This is a genomic window from Caulobacter sp. SRI_008 (assembly GCF_057586355.1).
On the sequence record NZ_JBYCZS010000006.1, the window covers coordinates 150,868 to 174,855 of the forward strand.

At 69.1% G+C, this 23,988-nt stretch carries 18 protein-coding genes; 11 read left to right on the plus strand and 7 right to left on the minus strand.

All coding sequences use genetic code 11. The features are described 5' to 3' along the window. Positions 1-12 precede the first annotated feature (12 nt). Positions 13-3,072 (minus strand): DUF4982 domain-containing protein, encoded by a 3,060-nt coding sequence (locus AC2YHT_RS07635; RefSeq protein WP_487288974.1) that lies wholly within the window; start codon positions 3,070-3,072, stop codon positions 13-15. A gap of 353 nt (positions 3,073-3,425) precedes the next feature. Here AC2YHT_RS07635 and hisS point away from each other — a divergent pair, with 353 nt between their 5' ends. Genes hisS through hisG form a run of 3 tightly spaced genes read left to right on the plus strand, consistent with a single transcriptional unit; the run spans position 3,426 to position 7,025 of the window. After that, positions 3,426-4,913: a histidine--tRNA ligase gene (gene hisS, locus AC2YHT_RS07640; RefSeq protein WP_487288975.1), complete on the plus strand. Its 1,488-nt coding sequence runs from the start codon at positions 3,426-3,428 to the stop codon at positions 4,911-4,913. A gap of 4 nt (positions 4,914-4,917) precedes the next feature. Next, the gene (locus AC2YHT_RS07645) at positions 4,918-6,063 is read left to right on the plus strand and encodes an ATP phosphoribosyltransferase regulatory subunit (RefSeq protein WP_487288976.1); all 1,146 of its coding nucleotides are present in this window, start codon (positions 4,918-4,920) and stop codon (positions 6,061-6,063) included. Then, a complete protein-coding gene (gene hisG, locus AC2YHT_RS07650) occupies positions 6,060-7,025 on the plus strand; it encodes an ATP phosphoribosyltransferase (protein ID WP_487288978.1) in 966 nt (321 codons plus the stop codon). The genes AC2YHT_RS07645 and hisG overlap by 4 nt, the downstream gene beginning before the upstream one ends. Before the next feature lie 551 nt (positions 7,026-7,576). On the opposite strand, the gene AC2YHT_RS07655 is transcribed toward hisG, so the two are convergent. The 6 genes from AC2YHT_RS07655 to AC2YHT_RS07680 form a co-directional block, all read right to left on the minus strand. After that, positions 7,577-9,925 carry a glycoside hydrolase family 95 protein gene (locus tag AC2YHT_RS07655; protein WP_487288979.1) on the minus strand — a complete coding sequence of 783 codons (2,349 nt, stop codon included), beginning with the start codon at positions 9,923-9,925 and terminating at the stop codon, positions 7,577-7,579. A 115-nt stretch (positions 9,926-10,040) separates the two neighbouring features. Then, positions 10,041-10,652, minus strand: coding sequence for a GyrI-like domain-containing protein (locus tag AC2YHT_RS07660; protein WP_487288980.1), 612 nt, complete (start codon positions 10,650-10,652; stop codon positions 10,041-10,043). A gap of 15 nt (positions 10,653-10,667) precedes the next feature. After that, a complete protein-coding gene (locus tag AC2YHT_RS07665) occupies positions 10,668-11,615 on the minus strand; it encodes a thioesterase family protein (protein WP_487288982.1) in 948 nt (315 codons plus the stop codon). A gap of 191 nt (positions 11,616-11,806) precedes the next feature. Then, the gene (locus AC2YHT_RS07670) at positions 11,807-12,289 is read right to left on the minus strand and encodes a Fur family transcriptional regulator (RefSeq protein ID WP_110118636.1); all 483 of its coding nucleotides are present in this window, start codon (positions 12,287-12,289) and stop codon (positions 11,807-11,809) included. 310 nt (positions 12,290-12,599) lie between these two features. Continuing rightward, positions 12,600-13,652, minus strand: coding sequence for a 1,9-bis(guanidino)-5-aza-nonane synthase (locus AC2YHT_RS07675; protein ID WP_110118635.1), 1,053 nt, complete (start codon positions 13,650-13,652; stop codon positions 12,600-12,602). A 162-nt stretch (positions 13,653-13,814) separates the two neighbouring features. Then, the gene (locus AC2YHT_RS07680; RefSeq protein WP_487288984.1) at positions 13,815-15,074 is read right to left on the minus strand and encodes a type III PLP-dependent enzyme; all 1,260 of its coding nucleotides are present in this window, start codon (positions 15,072-15,074) and stop codon (positions 13,815-13,817) included. A 263-nt stretch (positions 15,075-15,337) separates the two neighbouring features. On the opposite strand from AC2YHT_RS07680, the gene phnC reads away from it, so the two are divergent. From phnC to AC2YHT_RS07720, 8 genes are all read left to right on the plus strand, one after another. Further along, positions 15,338-16,132: a phosphonate ABC transporter ATP-binding protein gene (gene phnC / locus AC2YHT_RS07685; RefSeq protein ID WP_487288985.1), complete on the plus strand. Its 795-nt coding sequence runs from the start codon at positions 15,338-15,340 to the stop codon at positions 16,130-16,132. Then, positions 16,129-17,139 (plus strand): phosphate/phosphite/phosphonate ABC transporter substrate-binding protein, encoded by a 1,011-nt coding sequence (phnD, locus tag AC2YHT_RS07690; protein WP_487288986.1) that lies wholly within the window; start codon positions 16,129-16,131, stop codon positions 17,137-17,139. Before phnC ends, phnD begins: the two co-directional genes overlap by 4 nt. A gap of 16 nt (positions 17,140-17,155) precedes the next feature. Beyond that, positions 17,156-17,974 (plus strand): phosphonate ABC transporter, permease protein PhnE, encoded by an 819-nt coding sequence (gene phnE, locus AC2YHT_RS07695; protein WP_487288987.1) that lies wholly within the window; start codon positions 17,156-17,158, stop codon positions 17,972-17,974. A 43-nt stretch (positions 17,975-18,017) separates the two neighbouring features. After that, the gene (locus tag AC2YHT_RS07700; RefSeq protein ID WP_487288989.1) at positions 18,018-19,010 is read left to right on the plus strand and encodes a polysaccharide deacetylase family protein; all 993 of its coding nucleotides are present in this window, start codon (positions 18,018-18,020) and stop codon (positions 19,008-19,010) included. Positions 19,011-19,231: 221 nt separating this feature from the next. Beyond that, complete coding sequence (locus AC2YHT_RS07705; RefSeq protein ID WP_487288990.1) at positions 19,232-20,491, plus strand: OprO/OprP family phosphate-selective porin; 1,260 nt, start codon at positions 19,232-19,234, stop codon at positions 20,489-20,491. A gap of 66 nt (positions 20,492-20,557) precedes the next feature. After that, a complete protein-coding gene (locus AC2YHT_RS07710) occupies positions 20,558-21,601 on the plus strand; it encodes a substrate-binding domain-containing protein (protein WP_487288992.1) in 1,044 nt (347 codons plus the stop codon). 167 nt (positions 21,602-21,768) lie between these two features. Further along, positions 21,769-23,076, plus strand: a complete 1,308-nt coding sequence (locus AC2YHT_RS07715) for a hemolysin family protein (protein ID WP_110118628.1) — start codon at positions 21,769-21,771, stop codon at positions 23,074-23,076. 42 nt (positions 23,077-23,118) lie between these two features. Next, the gene (locus AC2YHT_RS07720; protein WP_487288994.1) at positions 23,119-23,919 is read left to right on the plus strand and encodes a TIGR02281 family clan AA aspartic protease; all 801 of its coding nucleotides are present in this window, start codon (positions 23,119-23,121) and stop codon (positions 23,917-23,919) included. Positions 23,920-23,988: the final 69 nt, after the last annotated feature.

Genomic DNA, 23,988 nt, shown 5'->3' on the forward strand with positions numbered 1-23,988 from the left:
AAGGGGCGGGCCCTACCGCTTCCGGTAAATCTCCGCCTCGATGATCCCCAGCGCGCCGCCGGCCTTGACCTTCTCGGCGCCGGTGTCGAAGCCGGCCTTGGCGCCGGTGATCTCGACGATCTTGCCGAAGCCGTCACGGTCGGCCGTGGCGCCGGTCAGGGCGATGCGCAGGCGCGAACCCTTCACCGGCTTCAGGGGCAAGGTGACGTAGCCCAGGCTCTTGGGCGCCTCGCCCTCATAGACCACCTGGCCGTCCATGGTGATGCGCAATGGATAGGAGCGCAGGCGCCAGCCGATCAGCTTCAGCACCACCTCGTCGGCGACCTGGGGCTTGCCGAGGTCGTACTCGATCCAGGCGTTCTCCAGCTTGCCGTCGCTGGCCCAGTGGGTGGTCTCGTCGTCGTCGGTGGTCGCGCCGGCCGTGTCGGCGTTCGAACCGGCCAGGATCTTGGCCGGCCCCAGCGTGTCGCGGCGGACCTTGAACGCCGGCGTCGCCGGCGTCGGGCCGCGCGCAAGGCTGACGGGAAGGAGCGGCGCCTCGTTCGACGCGGCGACGGCGTCCAGCGTGATGGTCGCCGGCTTCAGCCCTTTGGCCGTGGCGGTCACCGTCACCTTGCCGGCCGCCAGGGTCGAGCGCAGGGCCACGCGGTTGACGCCGCCCTCGACCGGCAGGGTCTTGGCCAGGATGTAGTTGTCGTCCTTGCGGCTGGCGCCGGCGTACTGGGTGACGGCGTCCACGCCCGCTGGACCCTTGGTCACCGGCTCGCCCGAGGCCGAGACCGGGACGTCGGTCGGCTTGGCCGCGCTCCTGGAGTCGCCCTGGGCGATGCCGCCGCGCCATTCGGCCGGACCGGCTACGTCGAAGCTGACGGTGTCGAGCGCCGTCGGCACGCGGCGGCCCTCGCTGTCCACCGCCTCGACATCGACCAGCGCCACGTCGGCGGCGTCGGCCTTCCAGCCGCCGGGGCCGGTGCGCGGCGTCAGGCGCAGGGCGACGGCCGGACCGGTCGTGACCCGCTCGTCGCGCGCCGTCTCCTTGCCCTTGGCGTCGTGGGCGATGGCGACCAGCGTTCCGGGCGCGTAAGGAACGCCCTTGAAGGTGAAGAGGAAGCCGTCCGACTTCGCGCCCTGGCCCAGCGACTTGCCGTTCAGCACGAGCTCGACGCTGTCGGCGCTGGACACCACGGTGACGTCCTTCACGACGCCGGCCGCATAGTTCCAGTGGCCGACGATGTGGGCGCGCGGCTTTTCCACGTCGACCCAGCCGTCCCACATCACCTGGTGAGCGTAGAAGCCCTCCTTGGGGAGGCGCATGGCGTCCACCTCGCCGCTGCGGCGGTAGTTGTTGTCGCCGCGGAAGTGGGTGTTGCTGTCGGAGAAGATGATGTTGACCCCGCCCGAACTGACCCGATCGCCGCCGCCGGGCCGTTCGCGCCAGTAGTCGAACCAGCGGCGCACGGTCTCGGCGACCATGCTGTCCTGGTTGCGGTTGTAGTCGGGGCTGTCGGCGTGGAAGGGCGCGGTGAAGGCGTCCTGGAACTTCCGCGCCGACTCGTCGCGGGAATACTCCATCGCCCACATCGGCTTGCCGGCGCTCTTGTTGATGTAGAGCATCTCGCCGCCGTATTCGGCGACCTTGCTGTCGAGCATCTCGCGCGAGCCGATGGCGCGGCCGCCGTGCGGGTCGAACTGGTCGCGCACGGCCTTCAGCTGGGCCATGTGGTCTTCGCTGATGTTCTCGTTGCCGCCCTCATAGAAGACGATCGACGGGTTGTTGCGGAAGGCGATGATGGCGTCGCGCATGGCCTCGACCCGCTGGTCCCAGCGACGGCCGGTGACGTCGCTCTCGGCGTCCCCCGCCGGCATGGCCTGCAGCAGGCCGACGCGGTCGGACGACTCCACGTCCTGGCGGGCGGGGGCGATGTGCATCCAGCGCACCAGGTTGCCGCCGCTCTCCACCATCAGGCCGTTGGAGAGGTCGCTGATCCACGGCGGGATGTCGGTCCCCAGCGCCGGCCACTCGTTGCTGGTGCGCTGGGCGTAGCCGTGCACCTGGATGGCGCGGTCGTTGAGGAAGACGGTTCCGTTCCTGAACGCCGTCTTGCGGAAACCGGTGCGGGTCAGGGCGCTGTCCACCACCTTGCCGTCCTCCACCAGCTCGGTGGTCACCGCGTAGAGATAGCCGTAGCCCCAGCTCCAGAAGTGCAGGTCGGAAAGCCGCTTGCTGGCCGAGACGGTCTTGGTCTCGCCCGGCGCGATCGTCACGACCGGGGCGGTGAACTGTCCGGCCGGCCTGCCGTCGACGTCCTTCAGGGTGACGCGATAGCTGAACGTGCGCGGTTTGGCGCCGTCGTTGCGCACCTGGCTCTCGGCGTGGGCGGTGGCGGCGCGGCCCTTGATGTCGAAGCCGTCGGCCCAGACGTAGACGCCGGTGGTGCCCAGGCTGGAATAGAGCGGCAGGGTCTGGTGCAGGTCGCCGGTCAGGTGCAGCCGCACCGCGCGGTGGATGCCGCCGTAGTTCACATTGAAGTTGTTGTTGTTCCACTGGAAGCCGCTGCCGGTGGCGCGCTCCTTGTACTTCCAGTCGTTGTCGACCCGCACGGCGATGACGTTCACGAACGGGGCGGGCTTCAGGAGCTTGGTGGCGTCGACCCCGAAGGCGGTGACCCCGTTCTCGTGGCCGCCGGCCAGCACGCCGTTGATGTAGACGTCGCCGGCCTGGCGTACGCCCTCGAAGTCGAGGATCGCCCGGCCGCCCACCGCCGGGCCCTTGTCGGCCGGCAGCACGAAGCGCTTGCGGTACCAGGTGATCCCGGTCGAGTGGTCGTGGATGTCGCGGGCGAAGGCCTCGTCCTCGTTGAAGGCGCGGGGCAGGGTGACCGGCTTCCAGGCGGCGTCGTCGAATTCGACCGCTGCGGCGCCCTGGACGTCGCCGGTCGTCATCCGCCAGCCGTCGTTGAACGGGGCGTCCAGGCGCTGGGCGAGGGCTTGCGTGGCCGTCAGGCCCAGCAGGCCGGCAAGGCCCAGCTGGGCCAGCGAACGGGGCATCGAACGGGTTTGGGGGCGCCGCATGAACCTCTCCCAGTCACTACTTATTGGTCAGGCCAATTTATCGTTGGGCGCAGATGTGGCTTGACCGCCATCCGTGTGTCAAGTCGATCTCACAATTACGGACTGCGTCCCGTATTGTGAGAAGTGTCGACCAGGTCGATGCGCGCTGGTCACCGTCGCGAGCCTGCGCTATACGCCGCCGCGATGACCCGCACGCCGCACCACCACGGCCACCACCACCATCCGACCTCGCCTCGCGGGATCGGCCGGGTCTGCTCGCTCTAAAGCGAACGCCCTGCCAGAGCCCCGCCTAGCGGATGGGGCTTAAGTGCAAGCGCCATCCGTCGAAGCCTAGAGATTTCTAAGGACCGACGATGACCGACGCCGCCGACGACGCCAAGACCCAAGACTTCCGCCCCGAGGCTCGCGCCCCGCGCGGCTTCGCCGACAAGCGCGCCCGCGACCTGCGCGCCGAGAAGGCGATCCTCGAGGCCGTCTCGGCCGTCTATGAGCGCTACGGCTTCGAGGCGCTCGACACCGGGGCCTTCGAATATGCCGACGCCCTGGGCAAGTTCCTGCCCGACAGCGACCGCCCGAACGAAGGCGTCTTCGCCCTGCAGGACGACGACGACCAGTGGATGGCCCTGCGCTACGACCTGACCGCGCCGCTGGCCCGGTTCGCCGCCCAGAACTGGGAAACCCTGCCCAAGCCGTTCCGCCGCTACGCCTTCGGTCCGGTGTGGCGCAACGAGAAGCCGGGTCCTGGCCGCTTCCGCCAGTTCATCCAGTGCGACGCCGACACCGTCGGTTCGGCCCGTCCGGAAGCCGACGCCGAGATCATCGCCATGGCCGTCGAGGGTCTGGAGGCCGCCGGCCTGCCGCGCGGCGCGGCGGTGCTGAAGATCAACAACCGCAAACTCCTCAACGGCCTGCTCACCGGCGCCGGCGCGACCAGCGAAGGCCAGAAGCTGGCCGTGCTGCGCGCGGTCGACAAGCTGGACCGCCTGGGCGTCGAGGGCGTGCGCCTGCTGCTGGGCGAGGGCCGCCTCGACGACAGCGGCGACTTCACCAAGGGCGCGGGCCTGGCCGGCAAGGCCATCGACTCGGTGCTGGACTTCGTCCAGGCCGGTGTGGGCGGCCGTTCGGCCACGCTGAACAACATCGCCAAGGTCGTCGCCGGTTCGGCCGAGGGCGACGAGGGCCTGGAAGAGCTGGCCAAGATCGACGCGGCCCTGACCAGCCTGGGCGTCGCCGACGACCAGGCGATCATCGACCCGTCGATCGTGCGCGGTCTGGAATACTACACCGGCGCGGTGTTCGAGGCCGAGCTGCTGCTCAGCACCACCGACGAGAAGGGCAACAAGATCTCGTTCGGCTCGATCGGCGGCGGCGGCCGTTACGACGACCTGGTGGCCCGCTTCACCGGCCAGCCGGTGCCGGCCACGGGCTTCTCGTTCGGCGTCTCGCGCCTGGCGGCGGCCCTGCGGGCGGCCGGTCGCGAGCCCGCTTCGGCGGCGCGCGGTCCCGTCGTGATCATCAATTTCGACCAGGCGCACATGGGCGAGTATTTCGCCGTCGCCGGCCAGCTGCGCGCGGCGGGGATCCCGGCCGAGGTCTATCTCGGGACCTCGGGCATGCGTCCGCAGATGAAATATGCCGACCGTCGCCTGTCGCCGGCCGCCATCATGCTGGGCGGCGACGAGATCGCCGCCGGCACGGTGACGATCAAGGACCTGGACCTGGGCCGCGAGCTGGCCTCGGGCGTCGCCGACAACGCCGCCTGGAAGGCCGAGCGGCCGGGCCAGCAGACCATTCCGCGCGGCGACCTGATCGCCGCCGTCCGTAAGATCATCGGGGGCTGATCCGTTGAGGCTAGAGCGTTCCATCCCGGCGGAGGCGCTCGACGCCATCCGCGCTCCGTTCCTGTCGGCCGGGGCCGTCCCGACCGACGCCCCGGTGTTGCAGCCCCTGGGCCTGCTGCTGGACCTGGCCGGCGAGGCCATGCGCTCGCGGCTGTTCGTCGTCTCCGGCGACGGCGGCGACGAGGCCTGCCTGCGTCCGGACTTCACCGTCGCCGTGGCCCGTCAGCACCTGGCGTCTGGCGTGGCTTCGGGCCGCTACCTCTATGAAGGCAAGGCCTTCCGCGTCGCCCCGCGCGGCAGCGACCGGGCCGAGGAATTCCTCCAGATCGGCGTCGAGGCCTTCGAGGCCGCCGATCCCGTGGCCGCCGACGCCGAGATCGCCGCCCTGGCCTGGGCCGGCGCCGCGGCCGGCGGTCGCGACGACCTGACCCTGCTGCTGGGCGACGTGGGCCTCTTCGCCGCCTTCGTCGACAGCCTCGATTTGACCCCGCCGCTGGGCGCGCGGCTGAAGCGCACCTTCTCGCGTCCGCGCCAGCTGAAGGCCGAGCTCGAGGGCGAGGCCGCTCCCGGCGCCGCCCTCGGGGGGAGCAGCGAGCGCAGCCGCATCGCCGCCCTGCTGGCCGGCCTGCCAGAAGCCGAGGCCGCCGCCGTGTTGCAGGAGCTGTGGTCCCTGGCCGGCATCGAGCCGGTCGGCGGCCGTCGCCCCGCCGAGATCGCCCATCGCCTGGTCGAGAAGGCCGAGGTGGTGAAGGCCGGTCGCCTGTCGCCGGCGGAAGCCGACAAGGTGCGCGCCTTCCTGGCCGTCGGTGCTGCGCCGGACGCCGCGCTGGACGCCATCCAGGCCCTGGCCGGTCCCAACCGCGCGCCGCTCGACACCGCGATCGAGGGCTGGCGCAAGCGCCTGGCCGGCATGGTCGCTGGCGGTGTTCCGATCGAGCGCATCCGGCTGAACGCCGCCTTCGGGCGGGCCTTCGGCTATTACGACGGCTACCTGTTCGAGGTGCGCAGCGCCGCCCTCGGCGAGGAACGCCCGGTCGCCGCCGGCGGCCGTTACGACGGTCTCCCGGCCCGCCTGGGCGCCGAGACGAAAACCGGGGCTGTCGGCTGCATGGTGCGCCCGGCCCGCGCCTATGCCGGAGGCGGCGAATGACCGACACCCCGATGATCTTCGCCATCCCCTCCAAGGGTCGCCTGAAGGAACAGGTCGAGGCCTGGCTGGCCGAGTGCGGCTTCCGCGTCGAGATGACCGGCGGCGCCCGCGGCTATTCGGCCGAACTGTCGGGCCTGCCCGGCGTCTCGGTGCGCCTGCTGTCCGCGGGCGACATCGCCGCCGGCCTCGACAGCGGCGACCTGCATCTCGGCGTCACCGGCGAGGACCTGCTGCGCGAGCGCGGCGACGACATGGACAGCCGGGTGATGCTGCTGCGCGCCCTGGGCTTCGGTCGCGCCGACCTGGTGGTGACCGCGCCCAAGAGCTGGCTCGACGTCGACACCATGGCCGATATCGACGAGGTCGGGCACCTGCACCTGGCCAAGACCGGCCGTCGCCTGCGGGTGGCCACCAAGTACGTCACCCAGACCCGGGCCTTCTTCGCCAAGCACGGCGTCGCCGACTACCGCATCGTCGAGAGCAGCGGCGCGACCGAAGGCGCGCCGGCGGCCGGCGCCGCGGAACTGGTGGTCGACATCACCACCACCGGCGCCACCCTGGCGGCCAACGGCCTGAAGGTGCTGTCCGACGGCGTCATCCTCAAGAGCCAGGCCCAGCTGACCGCCTCGCTGGTCACGCCGTGGACGGAAGGCCAGCTCGACTGTCTGGCCCGCCTGCTGTCGGTGGTCGAGGCCAAGGGCCGGGCGCGCACGCTCGCCACCCTGGTGTGGCCGGCCGAGCAGGACGTCGCCGGACAGGCGGCCGTCGCCCCGTTCGTCGAGGCCGGCGGTTCGCGCCGGGCCAACGGCGCCCTGCTGGCGACCGGCGACCTCTTCGCCGCCGCCGCCGCCCTCGCTCAGGCGGGCGTCGAGCCGGTAACCGTGTCGCGTCCCGACTACGTGTTCGAATCCCGCTCGGCGGTGCTGGAGACGCTGAAGGGTCGCCTGGCGGTTGATATTTGACTAGTATGTCAAAAATTACCGAACCAAACGGTGATTAGTTTGACTTCGGCGTCCAAACTACGGGTCTGATGTCAAAAAAACGTCGAAACCCTTGTGGAATCTAGATCGTTGCCGTTGACACGATCTCGGTTTTGCCGTTTTCTGACTGGGCAAGAGAGAAACGGGTCCACAGAGAACCCCCTCTCTTCGGCGTTTCGGGGAGGAAACGCCCGCCTAGATCGAATGATCGAGAAATAGCCAGGCCCGCCGCGATTATCCCCCGCGGCGGGCCTTGGTGTATCTGGGCCCCGGTTGCCATTTTCGACAAAAGAGTCAAAAACGGCGAACAAGCGTTTTAGCTTGAGTGTTAACAATTCCTACGCCCAGAAATCCCATCGATCGTCATCCCGGCCGGAGGCGCGCAGCGCCGCAGAGCCGGGACCCAGGGGCCGCCGTAGGACGGCGCCGCTGCGAAGGGCGATCCAGCCGCTGCGCCCAGTCTCCTGGGTCCCGGCTCTACGCTGCGCTTCGGCCGGGATGACGAGTGAGGAGGATCGCGGTCGGCCGGCGGATCAAACCCGCGCCAACCGCCCGTCCTTCAGCCCCAGCGTCGCCACCTCGCCGGTCCGCAGGTCCAGTGTCACGCTCTCTCCGCCCAGCTTCACCACGTGCTTGCCGGCCTTGGCCGCCGTCAGCCGGGCGCCCTCCAGCCGCCCCTCACGCCAGCGCACGTCGACGCCGACCGCGCCCCGCGCCTTCAGTCCGGTCATGTGCCCAGTCGGCCAGGCCGAGGGCCGGGCGGGCAGTAGGTGGATCGCGCCGTTGCGGCTTTGCAGGACCATCTCGGTCATGCCCGAGGTCCCGCCGAAATTGCCGTCGATCTGGAACGGCGGGTGGGCGTCGAACATGTTGGGATAGGTGCGCTCGGGCCCCAGCAGCAGCTTCAGGATCCCGTGGGCGTGGTCGCCCTGGCCCAGCCGCGCCCACAGGTTCAGCCGCCAGGCGATGGCCCAGCCGGTCGAAAGGTCGCCGCGCGTTTCCAGGGTCTTGCGGCAGGCGGCCGCCAGGTCGGGCGTGGTGTCGAGGCTGATCTGGTCGGACGGGAACAGGCCATAGAGGTGCGAGACGTGGCGGTGGTGGATGTCCTTGGCGTCGGCGTCCCAGTCCTCCTGCCACTCCTGCAGCTGGCCGTCCTTGCCGATCTTGTAGGGCGCCAGGCGGTCGCGGGCGGCGGCGAACTCGGCGGCTTGGGCCGCGTCAACGCCCAGGATCTTCGCCGCGTCGATGCAGGCGTTGAACAGGTCGCGGACGATGGCCTGGTCCATGGTCGGCCCGGCGACGATCGACGAGCCGTGGCCGTGGTCATTCTCCGGCGAGATCGACGGACTGGTCACCAGTTTTCCGCTCTTGGGATCGACCACCAGGGCGTCGACGAAGAACAACGCCGCGCCCTTCATGGTCGGATAGACCGTGGCCAGATAGGCGCGGTCGCGGCCGTAGTCATAGTGGTCCCACAGGTGCTTGCACAGCCAGGCGCCGCCGGTGGGCCAGACGCCGAACTTGGCGCCGTCGATCGGGGCGGTTGCCCTCCAGAGATCGGTGTTGTGGTGGGCCACCCAGCCGCGCGCGCCGTACATGCCCTTGGCCGTGCGGGCGCCGGTGATCGCCATCTCCCGCACCATCGCCACGAGGGGCGCGACGCATTCCGAGAGGCCGGTCGGCTCGGCCGGCCAGTAGTTCATCTCGGTGTTGATGTTGATCGTGTATTTGCCGCCCCAGGGCGGGCTCATCTTGTCGTTCCAGATGCCCTGCAGGTTGGCCGGCTGGCCGCCGGGGCGCGAGCAGGCGATCAGCAGATAGCGGCCGTACTGGTAATAGAGCGCCGCCAGGGCCGGATCGTCCGTGGTCGGCGACAGGCGGATGCGCTCGTCGGTCGGGCGGGCGGCGGCCGCGGTGGTCCCGAAATCGACAGAGACGGCGCGGAACAGCCGGCGGTGGTCGGCGCGGTGGTCGGCCAGCAGCGCGGCCCACGGCCTGCGGGCCGCCTTTGCCAGCACCGCCTTGTTCGCGGCGACCGGATCGCCCGAGACGTCGTCGAAGCGGCGATAGCTGGTGGCCGCGGCGACCAGCAGCAGCACCTCGTCGGCGCCGCGCACCGACACGGCCCTGTCGACCGCCGAGACCTTGCCGCCCCGCGCGATCACCTTCACGCGACAATCGACCTTCAGCGCCCCCTGGATGCCGAAGTGCGTGCCGTTGCGGCCCGACAGCACGAGGGTGTCGCCGCCCTCGACGGTGACGGTGGGCTTCAGCGGGCTGTCGAAGGCCAGGTCCAGCGCGATCGCGCCGCGCCTGTCGGCGGTCAGGCGGATGGCGATCACCCGGTCGGGGGCGCTGGCGATCACCTCGCGGCCATAGGCGACGCCGTCGTGGGCGAAGCGGGTGCGGGCGGTGGCGGCGTCGAGATCCAGGTCGCGCAGATAGGCGTCGGCGGTCTCCGGCAGGCCGGGGAAGGTCAGCACCAGGTCGCCCAGGGTATTGTAGGGCTGCTGCCGCAGGGGCGTGGCCATGAACTTGGCGTTGGCCAGGTCCGTGGCCGCCGCGTAGTCGCCGGCCTCGATCAGGCGGCGGATCTGCGGCAGGGCGCCGGAGGCTTCGGGATTGACCGGGTCGTAGGGCCCGCCGCCCCACAGGGTGTTTTCGTTGAGCTGGATGCGCTCCCTGGCTACGCCGCCGAACACCATACCCCCCAGGCGTCCGGAGCCGACCGGCAGGGCTTCGACCCATTCCTTGGCCGGCTGGCGGTACCACAGTTTCAGGTCGCCGGCGGGAGCTGGAGGCAGCGGCGTCGCGAGGGCCTCGCCGGCCAGGATCGCGGTCGCGGAGCCGCCCAGCAGGGCGTGGCGTCGGTTGAGGTGCATCTGGCGTGGTCCCTTCCCAAGGCGCGCGCCTGTGTCCGGCGCTTCGCGGGCATCAACTCATGGGAGCGCTAACATTACAAGATGACACCGGGGGACATTTTCGCTGACCGCGCTGTCAGATCCGCCTCACGGGTTGCCGCAGGAGGGTGCGGAGCCTCTCGGGGGCGACCTTGCGCGGGTCGCCCAGATAGACCTCGTGGTGCCGGCCCGCGAAGGCGTAGCCGCCGGCGGGCATGATCTCGTCGTGCAGCCTGGCCAGCAGCGGACCCTCGTCGTCATAGGATCCGACGTGCAGGGCCTGGAGGCAGAGGCCCTCCTCCAGGCGCTCGAGCCGCAGGCTTTCCGAGACGGCGCCGAGCTTCCTGGCGGCCTTGGCGCGGGCCGACTGGAAGGCCGCCTCGTCCACGTGGTCGGGGACCATGATCATCATCGTCCAGTCCCACTCGTGCTTGCGCCGGGCGGTGAAGCTTTCAGGATCGGGCGCCGACCACAGGCCCTCCAGCGGCGCGACGACGAAGTCGAGGCCGTCGGCCTTGCGGGCGAACTTGATCGTATAGGCGGTCGCATAGAGGCTTTCGACGGCGAGCCGGTAGGCCGGGACGGTGTTCGGATCGCCGTGGCCATCGACCATCAGGTAGGAGACCGGCGGCGCCTCGATCGTCTCGAAGCGGCCGAGGGGCGCGGTGAACAGCGCCTTGCGCGTCTTCTTCAGGTCCAGCTTTTCCATGGGCCCATCAGGGCGCTAGAGCCCCAGCCCCTCCACCGTCTCCGGCTTCAGCCGCTCGGCCGCCTTCGCCGAGATCCCCACGGCCTTGCGGGCGTCGAGGTCGAAGGTGATGGCGCTGACGGTCGAGGTGGCCCAGGCCGCGCCGGTGGCGGGATCGAGCAGCCAGTGGGCGCAGCGCAGGACGCGGCCGTCGGCGCCCATCAGGCCCGAGCGCACCTCCAGCCGGTCGCCCAGGCGCGGCCAGGCCCGATAGACGATCCGGTATTCCAGCACCGCCCCGCCGACCCGGCCGGGCGCGGCTTCGGCCGCCTCGGCGACGATGTCGCGCAGAGGAGCGATGAAGGCCCCGATGCCGTCGGAGACCCGGCCGATGAACTGTTCGGCCCGCATCCGTCCGAAGGCGTCGACCTCGCCGGTCGTCAGGGCGCCGAGGCTGATGCGGGTCAGGCCAAGGTCGTTGGCGCGGGCCAGACTGGCCTGCGAAACGGCCGGCGACAGGTCGACGCTGCGGGCCTGGGCGCGCTCGGGAACCTCGACCGCCAGGGCCTTGGCCCGTTCACGGACGATCGACGGCCAGGGAAAGGCCTCTCCCTCGCGCGGGGTGACGTGGGCCACCGTGGTCTGGAAGGTGGCCGCCAGCTCGCCGGTGGCCGAATGGACCAGCAACTGTAGCAGCTTGGCCTCGGTCTCGCCGATCTCGATCACCCCGCCCAGCATGTGCAGCGGCGCGCCGGCGTGGGCTTCCTTCAGGAACCGGATGTGGTGTTCGCGGACCACCAGGGTGGCGTTGGCGTGCGGGGCGAAGGCGTGCGGCAGGCCCATCTCGGCCGCCAGTCCCACGAGGCCCTCCATCGCCCGGACGACGTAGAAGCGCACGTTCATGTGCCCCATCTCGTCGCAGTCCCAGGTGTTGACGCCGCCGCGCCAGATCTCGACGCCGGGGAGGGTCTCAGCGGTGGTCATGCGGGCGTCCGTGATTTGGGCTTGGGGGATCAAACCTGATCCGCGGGAGGTGCGCCACCCCACAACCGCTCACCCCCGCGAAGGCGGGGGCCCAAGCCGAGTCCAGCGCCGTGCGCCTCGCCAGCCGTCAGGCGCGGCTTGGATCCCCGCCTTCGCGGGGATGCTCGGAGAAAGGTGGAGCGGAGAGGGGATTACTCCCTACAGTCCGCGCACTTGCCGTGCGCCTCGATCGTCACGCCGGTCAGGGCGTAGCCGGCCGCCGAGCCTGCCGCGATGATGTCGGCCGTGGCCGCCGGCTCGAACTCGCGGGTCGCGCCGCAGCAGTCGCAGATCAGGAAGGCCGCCGCATGCCCGTCGGCCTCGCGCCGGCAGGCGACATAGGAGTTGAGGCTCTCGATGCGGTGGGCGAAGCCCTGCTTTTCCAAGAACTCCAGCGCCCGATAGACGGTCGGCGGCTTGGCCGGCGGTCCGTCGACGGCGAAGCTGGAGATCAGGTCGTAGGCCTTCACCGGCTGGCCGGCTTCCAGCAGCAGCTCCAGCACCCGGCGGCGCGGCGCGGTCAGGCGCTGGTCGGACGCCTGGCAGCGCGCCTCGGCGGCGGCCAGTTCGGACGCGAGCGCGTCCCCGGCGACGCCGTGGTGGTGATGGTCGTGGTCGCACGCGTTATGGGCCATGCCCTATCAGGTAAAGGCCGCACGGGGCGCGTGCAAGGTGGGTGCGGCGTCGGGTGTTCGCAGTCCCATCAGTCACACACCCCATAACGCCTTCCTGGGCCTCGTGCCCAGGATCCATCGTTCAGCCGCTCAGACCTTTGCCGGACGCTAGAGGTTTGAGCTGCCGCCGGCATGGGCCCTCGCCACAAGGGCGAGGGAGGCGGAGAAATATGAGCGAGCGCCGGCAGGCTGCCCGCACGCCCTCGCCGTAAGAAAAGGCCCCCGGAGCGGTCGCTCCGAGGGCCTCGTTCATCACGTCAAACCAAACGGCTTACTTGCCGAACAGCTTGTTCCAGCGCGGCTTCTCGCGGCCCTTCCAGGCTTCGCGGTGGTAGGCGTCGCTGGCGATCAGCGGCACCACGGTGGTGGCTTCGGCGAAGACCATCTGTTCGTAGGTGGTCGAGACCTTGCCCCACGAGGCGGCTTCCTTGAGGGTCGAGGACGAGCAGGCGCCGTCGCGCACGTCGGCCACCGTGATCTGGATGGCGTACTTGTGCATGTCGGCCTCGACGCCGAGGATCTCGGCGCAGACGACGGTGTCCTGGGCGAAGTTCTTGGGCACGCCGCCGCCGACCATGAACAGGCCCGTGGTGCCGGCCGCGATCTTGACGTCGGTCAGTTCACGGAAGTCGGCCACGGCGTCGATCATCAGGTAGGGCGCCTTCTCGGCGATCTTTTCCTTCTGGTGCTTGACCAGGCCAAAGCCCGCCGAGCTGTCGACGAAGGCCGGGCAGAAGATCGGCACGCCTTCTTCGTAGGCGGTCTGGATCAGGCTGCCTTCCTTCTTGGCGTTGCCTTCCGACAGCCACTTGCCCATCTCCCAGATGAACTCGCGCGAGGAATAGCCGCGCGGCTCCAGGCGATTGCAGATCTCGAGGATCGTGTGGTCGCAAGCCTGCAGTTCTTCTTCGTCGATATAGGTGTCGTAGATGCGGTCGATGTAGTTGTCGCGCAGCACGTTGTCGTCGACCGGGCCGGCGGCCTGATAGTGCTTGAAGCCGAGGGCTTCGAAGAAGTCCATGTCGACGATCGAAGCGCCGGTGGCGACCACGGCGTCGATCATGCCGTTCTTCACCATGTCGCGGTAGACGTGCATGCAGCCGCCGGCCGAGGTCGAACCGGCCAGGATCAGCCAGGTCGAGCAGCCCTTGTCGGCCAGGGCCATGTTGAAGATGTCGGCCGCGCGGGCGGTGTCGCGCGAGCTGAACGACATCTTGCGCATGGCGTCGATGATCGGGCGGGCGTCGTACGACGTGATGTCGACGTGCTCGACCACGTTCTGGAGGAGCTCGGCCTTTTGGTTGTTCGGAACGGGAGCGTTCATCGCTTCGGTTTCCCTGACTTTGGACGCCCGTCGTTGGAACAAGCTCTTCGCCGGGACGGAGCGACCGGCGGGAGCGAAAAATGCGGCTACGCCCGACGTCTGTAACGTCGGGCGCGGCGCGCGGTTTAACTCAGAACTGACTTAGTGGCGAACCACGTCGGTTTAGCGACGGCGCTTGCGCTTGCCGGCCGCGCCCTTCGGACGCGAGAAGCGAACGACCTTACGTTCCTCGGTCTCGGTGCGGACCATCGGGATCGAGCGCTTGGCCAGGCCGTACATCGAAGCCATCGGGGCGTCCTGCACTTCCACGGTGTCGGTTTCGCCGAAACCGTTGAAGCGGGTCGACATCGCCACGCCATAGGCGCCGAGCATGCCGATCTCGATGTAGTCGCCCTCGTCCACGCTTTCCGGCAGCCAGAACGGGCCGGGCATGTGGTCGACGCTGTCGCAGGTCGGGCCGTAGAAGCGGAAGGGCTTGAGGCCCTCTTCCACCACTTCGCCGTTCTTGCGGTACAGCTTCACCGGGAAGGGCCACTTCATGTGCGCCGCGTCGAACAGCGAGCCGTACGACCCGTCGTTCAGATAGAGCGCGTCGCCCTTCTTCAGCTCGACCTTGACCAGCAGCGACGAGGCCTCGGCGCACAGGGCGCGGCCCGGCTCGCACCACAGCTGCGTGGTCTCGTGGACCATCATCTCGGCGAAGCCGCGGTCGATGGCCGCCAGGTATTCCGACAGATCCGGCGGGACCATGCCCGGATAGATCGACGGGAAACCGCCGCCCACGTCGACGACGTCGGCCAGCACGCCGGCGCGCACCAGCGCCCGCGAGGCCTGGGCCATCGCCGCCTGGTAGGCGGTGGGCCGCATGCACTGGCTGCCGACGTGGAAGCTGACGCCCATCAGGTCCTGGGTGGACCGGCGGGCGGCCAGCAGCAGGGGCGGGGCCGTATGCAGGTCGACGCCGAACTTGCCCGACAGCGAATAGGCCGCGCCTTCGGCCTGCACGCCCATGCGGACGATCAGGTTCAGGTCCTTGGCCTGGCCGGTCGAGTCGATGATCTTGGCCAGCTCCTCGTGCGTATCGAACGAGAAGGTGCGCACCCCGTGGTCGAAATAGGCGGCCGAGATGGCGCGCCGGCTCTTGACCGGGTGCATGAAGGCCATGCGCGAGCCGGGGGCGTGTTCGGCCACCAGCTCGATCTCGGCCACGGAAGCGACGTCGAACGATCGCACGCCGGCCGTAACCAGCTCGCGGATCACCCACGGGGAAGGGTTCGCCTTCACCGCGTAGAAAACATCGCCTTTGAATTCAGACTGGAACCAGCGCGCCGCTACCGACACCGCGTCCGGTCGCACGAGTGCGACAGGACGTTCCGGTGACCGCTCGCGGACCAGGTCCAGGGGCGTGTGGTACGTGGACAATGCACGTAACCCCCTGTTGGAAGTTAAACCCAGGCCGGCGTTAGCAGCGCTTTAGAGGACTTCGGGTCCGCCGGAGCCGAGCGAGATAGGGGCAATGGACAGGGATGTAAAGTCCCTTTTGAACCGACCGTTCCCCGACCGCCCCCCCGCCGCCTTGGGGGGTGAATTGATCCACCGCATGTCACAAATCCGTTGCGCGGCGCACGCAAAGCAGGGAACGGATTTGCCCGCGTCGGAAACCACGTTAAGGATTCGTCCCGACCATGACGTCGGACCCAGTTCTCTCGATCCGTTCCGTCTCCAAGACCTTCGGGTCGCGGAAGGCCTTGAACGCCGTTTCGCTCGACGTCGCGCGGGGCGAGATGATCGCGCTCATCGGTCCGTCCGGCTCCGGAAAATCCACCCTGCTACGCTCGATCGACGGTCTGCAGACCATCGATGACGGGAACGGGGCGATCACGGCCTTCGGTGGTCCCGTGCAGGCCAGGGGCCGCGTCGAGGACCAGGTGCGCAAGGCGCGCATCCGCATCGGCTTCATCGCCCAGCAGTTCAACCTCGTTGGCCGGCTGTCGCTGTTCAGCAACGTCGCGCTCGGCTCGCTGGGGCGTATCCCGCTGGTCCGCGGCCTGCTGGGCTGGTGGCCGAAGGAGACGCGCGAGGCGGCCATGGCCGCCCTGCACCGCGTCGGCATCTCCGACTATGCCGGCCAGCGCGCCAACACGCTTTCGGGCGGCCAGCAGCAGCGCGGCGCCATCGCTCGGGCCCTGGTCCAGAAGGCCAAGATCATCCTCGCCGACGAACCGGTCGCCTCGCTCGATCCGGTCTCGGCCCGCAAGGTCATGGAGATCCTCCGTGACCTGAACGCCAGCGACGGCCTGACCGTCATCGTCACCCTGCACCAGGTGGACTACGCCCTGCGCTACTGCGACCGGGTCGTGGCCCTGAAGGCCGGGCAGAAGGTCTACGACGGTCCGGCCGACGCGCTGGACCGTGACAAGCTCATCGACATCTACGGCCCGGAATTCGAGGACGTGTTCTGGGAAGGAGCCCCGCAATGATCCGCCGCAGCCTGATCGCCGGCCTCACGCTCTCCGCGCTGGCGCTCGCCGCCTGCTCGGGCCCGTCCGAGGCGCCCAAGGCGACCGACACGGTGACCTTCTCGATCCTGTCGACCGAGTCCGCCCAGAACATGGAAAGCTACTGGGGTCCGATCCTGGCCGACATGGAAAAGCAGACCGGCCTCAAGGTGAAGCCGTTCTTCTCGTCCAACTACTCGTCGCTGATCGTGGCCATGGGCGCCAAGCAGACCGACCTGGGCTGGTTCTCCAACCAGTCGGGCCTGGAGGCCGTGCGCCGCTCGAACGGCGAGGTCTTCGCCCGCACCTTCGATCCCTCGGGCGTCGACGGCTACAAGTCGGTGATCATCGTGCCGAAGGACAGCAAGCTGACCCTCGAGCAGCTCCTGAAGTGCGACAAGTCGCTGAACTTCGGCATCGGCGACAAGAAGTCGACCTCCGGCACCCTGGCCCCGATGACCTACGTGTTCATACCGGCCGGCAAGAAGCCCGAGACCTGCTTCAAGACCGTGCTGACCGGCAACCACCAGGCCAACCTGTTCGCGGTGGCCAACGGCAAGCTCGACGCGGCCACCAACAACACCACCAGCCTGCGCCTCAACGCCGACCGCAAGGACGGCCAGGCCGACCGGGTCAAGGTGATCTGGGAGTCGCCGACCCTCCCCGAGGATCCGATCATCTGGCGCAAGGACCTCGACCCGGTCGTGAAGGAAAAGCTGCGCCAGTTCTTCCTGACCTATGCGCAGGGCGACACGCCCGAGGCCCAGAAGCAGCGCGACAACCTCAAGCGCCTGTCGATCGGCGGCTTCAAGCCGGCCGACGACACCCACCTGCTGACCGTCCGCGAGATGGAGGCCCTGGAGGGCCTGGGCCTGGCCAAGGAAGGCGGCGACAAGGCCAAGGTGGCCGCCGCCGAGAAGGCCCTGGCTGATATCCGTGCCCAGCGCCTGGCCGCCGAGGCCAAGGCCGGCCTCCCGGCCGTGAACTGATCCGGCGCCCCGCTCGATGACCGACGCCCCGATCCCGGCCCCGCCGAAGCGCTCCGCCACGGCGCTGGCGTTCGACGCCCTGCTGTGGGGCGGCGTCGCGCTGCTGCTGATCATCAGCTTCAAGCCGGCCGAGATCGACAAGTTCCCCGAGCTGTTCAGCGGCTCCAGCCGCATGAGCGAGTTCGCCCGCGGCTTCTTCTCGGCCTTCACGGACCCCCAGCTTTTCATGTCGATGAGCTGGGGCCTGTTCATCGCCAAGATGTGGGAAACCATCCAGATGGCGCTGTGGGGCACGGTCCTGGCGGTGCTGGTGGCCATCCCGCTGGGCATCCTCGGCGCGCGCAACATCACGCCGTGGTGGATCCAGCAGCCGGTGCGCCGCCTGCTCGACCTGATCCGCTCGATCCCCGACCTGGTCGTGGCCCTGATCTTCATCACCGCCGTGGGCCTTGGCCCGTTCGCCGGCGTCATGGCGATCATGTTCAACACCGGCGGCGTGCTGGCCAAGCTGTTCGCCGAGGCCGTGGAGTCGATCGACAAGGGTCCGGTCGAGGGCGTGCGCGCCACCGGCGCGGTGAAGCTGCAGGAGATCGTCTGGGGGGTGATCCCGCAGGTCGCCCCGCTGTGGACCAGCTACGCCCTCTACCGCTTCGAAAGCAGCGCCCGCGCCGCCACCGTGCTGGGCCTGATCGGCGCCGGCGGCATCGGCGCCATCCTCATCGACTCGATCAACGCCTTCCAGTTCGACCAGACCGGCTGCATCGTGCTGGTCATCGTCGTGGCGGTGTCGATGATCGACCTGCTGTCCCAGGCCATCCGCTCGCGGCTGCTCTGACGGAAGGCGGGCGAGGCGTCGGCGCATCGATCCGGGGAGCGTCATGATCCGCATTCGGCTCGCGCTGGCGCTGGTCGCCGCCTGGCTCGCCGGTCCGGCGGCCGCCGCGCCCGGTCTTGCCGTGGCGATCACCTTTGACGATCTGCCCTATGCCGGCGCCATCGGCGCGGGCGAGGCGGCGCTGTCGCCGGCCGAGGTCGCGCGCCTCAACGCCCGCATCCGCGCGGTCCTGAAGCGCCACTCGGCGCCGGCGACGGGTTTCGTCGTCGAGCAGACGGCGCAGGCCCTGGGCGACAAGGCCGCGCCCGTGCTGGCGGCCTGGACCAGGGGCGATCTCTCGCTCGGCAATCATGGCTACGCCCACGCCGACGCCAACACGCTCGACCTGGCGGGGATCGAGCAGGAGATCACGCGGGGCGAGGCCTCCATCCGTCCGCTCATGGACAAGGCGGGCAGGCCGCTGCGGTTCATGCGCTTTCCGATGAACCACACGGGCGAGACCGCGGAGAAGCGCGACGGGATCGCCGCGCTGCTCGACCGATTGGGCTACACGGCCGCGGCCTCGACGATCGACACCTCCGACTATGTCTTCGAAGCCGCCTATCGCGCCGCTCTCCTCCGGGCCGGCCAGGGACACGGCGACGGGGTCTGCGCCGGCCGGATCCGCGAGGCCTATCTGCGGCGCTCGGCGATCCAGATCGACTACTACGCCCGCCTGGACGCCAAGGTGCTGGGCTACGCGCCGCCCGAGATCGCCCTGCTGCACCTGAACCGCATCAACGCCGACACGCTGGACGAGCTGCTGGATCTCTACGCGGCGCGCGGCTACCGGTTCGTGACGCTCGACGAGGCCCAGAGCGACCCGGCCTACACGGCCAGGTCGACCTTCGTGTCGCGCTTCGGACCGATGTGGGGATACCGCTGGGCGCGCGAGCGCGGCGTGAAGGTCAACGGCGCGGAGGAAGTCGAGCCGCCGCCCTGGCTGGCCCGCTACGCCGCCGACGCGGCCGCGCCCTGCGGGCCGGAAGCCGGCTGAGCGGCGGCTGCCGAGCTCCGCGCACCCCGCCGTACGCGGACAATTCCAGTCTGCCCCCTGTGTCCCCCACGACACAGATTAACCCCTTGAAAACACGTGTCATCGGGCTGTCACAGATCGGTGTCGGAACCGTCATGCCCCGTCCGTAAAGGCCCTCTCATCCTGATCCCGCACCTAAGAGGGGGGCGAGGCGCAGGGAAAGCCTCAAGGGGAATTCTCAGATGCGGAACAAGACCTCGCTGGTCGCCGGTTCGGCCCTCGGCGCGATGCTCGCGCTCGGTCTCGGCGTCGCGGCCCAAGCCCAGGACCTGGGCGTCAAGTGGAGCGGCTCGCCGCAATTCTCGAACGACGACGTGGCCTTCAAGGTCCGCGGCCGCATCCTGATCGACGCCGTGTTCCAGGACGTCGAGCGCGACGGTCCCGGCGGTGACTTCGACACCCGCAACGTCCGCGGCCGCCAGGTCTTCCTCGGCGTCGAAGGCAAGCTGAACAACTACTTCGCCTACAAGGCCGAAGGCGGCGCGGTGAACGGCGGCGCCTGGAGCTGGGACGACGTCGTCATCGAGTACAAGCCGGTCGAGCAGGTCTCGCTGCTGTTCGGTAACGTCAAGGCGACCGGTCTCGAGAACCTGACCTCGACCCGCTTCACCACCTTCATGGACCGCGGTCCGTACGGCGACTTCGGCGTCGACTCCTACCTGCTGGGCGTCGTGGCCAAGTACCAGGGCCTGAACTACAGCTTCACCGGCGCGGTGCAGGGCAACAGCATCAACACCGCCGACGTCGCCAACGCGGGCGCCGACTCCAAGGAACGCATCGCCGTCACCGGCCGCTTCCACTACGCGCCGATCAACACCGACATCGACAAGCTGCACCTGGCCGTGTCGTACCGTTACCGCAACCGCGGCGACGAGACCGCCTTCGCCTACACCGGCCGCACCAACACCGCCTACACCAACGGCACCACCTTCTACACCACGGGCGCCATCGGCAACCGCGACAACACGCTGGCCGTCGAAGGCGCCTACGTGCACGGCCCGTTCTCGGTGCAGGGCGAATATTCGTCGATCGACGTGACCCGCGTCGGCGGTTCGGCCGTCGGCGGCGACCCGAAGGTCAAGGTCGGCTACGCCTACGTCACCTTCTGGCCGACGGGCGAGATCCGCAACTACGACGCGGCCGCCGGTGAATTCAAGCGTCCGAAGATCCTCAACCCGGTCACGGCCGGCGGCTGGGGCGGCGTCGAGCTGGCCCTGCGCTACGACCTCGCCGACACCACCGACGCCTACGACACCCTGAAGACCAAGCCCGCCACCTCGCAGGCCGGCAAGTACACGGGCGTCACCCTGGGCGTGAACTACTACCCGACCTCGTACGTCCGCTTCCAGGCGAACTACACGGACGGCGACGTCGACAACTTCGGCGCCAACCAGGACTACGCCATCAAGCAATTCCAGCTGCGCGCTCAGCTGGACTTCTAAGGCCCGACCCCGCCGGACGGGCGTCGCGCCCGTCCGGACACTTCCTTTTCCTCTCAGGAATTTCCGATGAAAAAGCTCCTGTCCTGCGCGGCCGCCGCCGTCGCCCTGTCGGGCCTGGCCGCCGTCCCCGCCAACGCCGCCCGCGACTACGTCTGGGCCGCCGGTTCGTCGACCGTGTTCCCGTTCGCCACCCGCACCGCCGAAAACTTCGCCAAGAAGACCGGCAAGAAGGCCCCGAAGGTCGAGAGCCTGGGCACCGGCGGCGGCATCAAGCTGTTCTGCGGCGGCCTCGGTGAAGGCTTCCCGGACATCGCCAACGCCTCGCGTCCGATGAAGAAGGCCGAGTTCGATCAGTGCGCCGCCAAGGGCGTCAAGGACATCATCCAGATCAAGATCGGCTTCGACGGCATCGTGGTCGCCACCGACAAGGACGGCGCCGACTACAACTTCAAGACCGAGCACCTCTATCTGGGCCTGGCCAAGCAAGTGCTGAAGGGCGGCCAGTTCGTTGCCAACCCGTACAACAGCTGGGACGACGTCGGCGCCGGCCTGCCGGGCAACCGCATCCAGGTCTACGGCCCGCCGCCCACCTCGGGCACCCGCGACGCCTTCGTGGAACTGGCCATCGAAGCCGGCGCCCGCAAGTTCCCGACCGCCGACGCCATCCGCTCGGACAACGAAAAGAAGTTCAAGCAACTGGTCGACCCGCTGCGTAACGACGGCTGGATCGACGCCGGCGAAAACGACAACGCCATCGTCGGCACCCTGACCAAGACCCCGGGCTCGCTGGGCGTCTTCGGCTGGTCGTACCTCGAAGAGAACATGGACAAGATCAAGGGCGCGACCATCAACGGCGTGCGTCCCTCGGCCCAGACGATCGCCGACGGCTCCTACCCGCTGTCGCGCTCGCTCTTCATCTACGTCAAGAAGGCCAACATCGGCGTCACGCCGGGCCTGGAAGACTTCCTGAAGGAGTTCACCTCCGACGCCGCCACCGGCCGTGGCGGCTACCTGCAGGGCCGCGGCCTGATCCCGCTGCCCCCCGGTCAGCACCAGGCCCAGAAGGACGTCGTGGCCAAGAAGGTCTCGATGCCGCGTCCGGCCGCCTAAAAGACCCGATCCGCGGCGATATCTCGCCGCGCGACCGAAGATTGCGCCGCGGTCCTATGGGCCGCGGCGTTTTCTTTTGTATAGTGTCCTCCGGTCCGCCCGCGCCGCGTCAAGAAAGTCTGGGCCGTGGCCGCCGTCCGGCGCCGCGTCACTTGCCCCTAGGGACAATGATACTCCTCGCGCTCGCCGTCGTTCTGTTCCTCGTTCTGTTGAACGGGGTCTTCGCCATGTCCGAACTCGCGGTGGTCTCCGCGCGGCGGGCCAGACTGCAGAGCCAGGCCGACCGGGGAGACCGCGGCGCCAAGATCGCCCTCTCCCTCGCCGAACACCCCACCCGCTTCCTGTCGGCCGTGCAGGTCGGCATCACCCTGATCGGCATCCTGGCCGGCGCCTACGGCCAGGCCACCATCGCCGGCGCGCTGGACAAGTGGCTGGAGCCGATGCCGGTGATCGGCCCGCACTCCGAGGCCATCGCCACCACCATCGTCGTCATCGGCCTGACCTATGTCTCGGTGATCCTCGGCGAGCTGGTGCCCAAGCGCCTGGCCCTGATCTTCCCCGACACCATCGCCCGGGCCATGGCTCCGTTCCTGGCCTTCGTGGCCACGATGCTGCGCCCGTTCGTCACCCTGCTGACCGTCTCGACGGCCGCCATCCTCAAGCTGATGGGCGTGCGCGACGAGCGCAACAGCGGCATCACCTCCGAAGAGGTCGAGACAGTGCTGGCCGAAGGCGCCGACGCCGGCCTGATCGAGCCGGAAGAGCGCACCATGATCCAGGAGGTGCTGCGCCTGGGCGACCGTCCGGTGCGCGTGGCCATGACCCCGCGTCGCGACCTCTACTGGATCTCGCTGTCGGACGAGCCCGAGGCCGTGCAGGCCGAGGTCCGCGAGTGCCCCTATTCGCGCATTGTCGTGGCCCTGGAAGGCGACCTCGACGGCGAGATCGGCGTGGTGCTGAAGAAGGACCTGCTGGACTCCTGCCTTGGCGGCGAGCCGCTGGACCTGCGCGCCCACATCCAGCAGCCGATCGCCATCCCCGAGACCATGTCGCTGCTGCGCGCCATGGCCGTCTTCAAGCAGACCTCGCTGCACATGGCCCTGGTCGTCGACGAGTTCGGCTCGGTGCAGGGCGTGATCACGCCGCTGGACCTGCTGGAAATGATCGCCGGCGACTTCCCCGAGGACCACGACGAGGGCGAACGCCGCATCCTGCGCCGCGAGGACGGCAGCTGGTTGGTCGACGCCCGCCTCGACATCCAGGAGCTCAACGACGCCCTGGGCGAGAACTTCGAGGCCGAGGGCGGCTACCACACCGTGGCCGGCCTGATCCTCGACCGCCTGGGCCGTATCCCGGCCGAGGGCGAGATCCTTCACCTGGGGGCGTTCGACGTCGAGATCGTCGACATGGACGGCTCGCGCATCGACAAGGTCATCCTCAAGCCCGGCAAGCGCCGCGAGGACAACGAGGACTGAGCGTCGGGGGACGCCGGAGTTAGGGCGTAAAGGGATAGCCAGATGAGCCAGCCGGGACCCTGGGGCGCCGAGCCGCCGCCGGAAACCGAGGTCGCGCCCGCCAAGGCCGCCAAGGTCGCCAGGCCGGAGGGGCCGCCGCGGCCGTCCTGGCGGCGCTGGCTGGCCTGGGCGCTGCTGGCCGGCGGCATCGTGGCGGTGCTCGTCCTGGTGGGTCGTTTCGCTCCCTGGGGACCGCGGGACGGCTACGATCGCACCTATGTGCTGATGTGGGGCGCGGCGGCCGTGGTGTTCTCGGGCGCGCTGCTGCGGGCGACCCGGCGCGAGGCCTTCCGGGGCGTCGGCTTCGCGGCCCTGTGGCTGGTGATCGCCGCCGTCCTGGGCATGGGCTATCTCTACCGGGCCGAACTGGCCGAGGCGCCGCAGCGTCTTCTGATGGCGCTGAATGTCGGCGCGCCGGTGACGACGGGCGAGCGGGAACTGCGCGTGGCCAAGAACGCCGGCGGCGCCTTCATCATCATCGGCGAGGTCAACGGCCAACGGGTGCCGTTCATGGTCGACACCGGCGCCAGCCACACCGTGCTCAGCCCCGCCGACGCCCAGCGCATCGGCGTGCCAATCGAGACCCTGAACTACGACCAGACCGCCGAGACCGCCAACGGCCTGGGCTACGGCGCGGTCTGGACCGCCGATCGCCTGGCCATCGGCCCGATCGTCCGCAGGGACTTCGCCATGGACGTCAACAAGGCCCCGATGAGCGGCTCGCTGCTGGGCATGAGCTTCCTCGACACCCTGGAGTCTTACGAGGTCCGCGACGGGGTGCTGATCCTGAGGTGGCGGGAGTAGCACCGTCCTGGCGCGTATCGCCAGGTGGGCAAGCATTCAGGGTTGTGTAAGTGAGTGCTCGCTACTAAC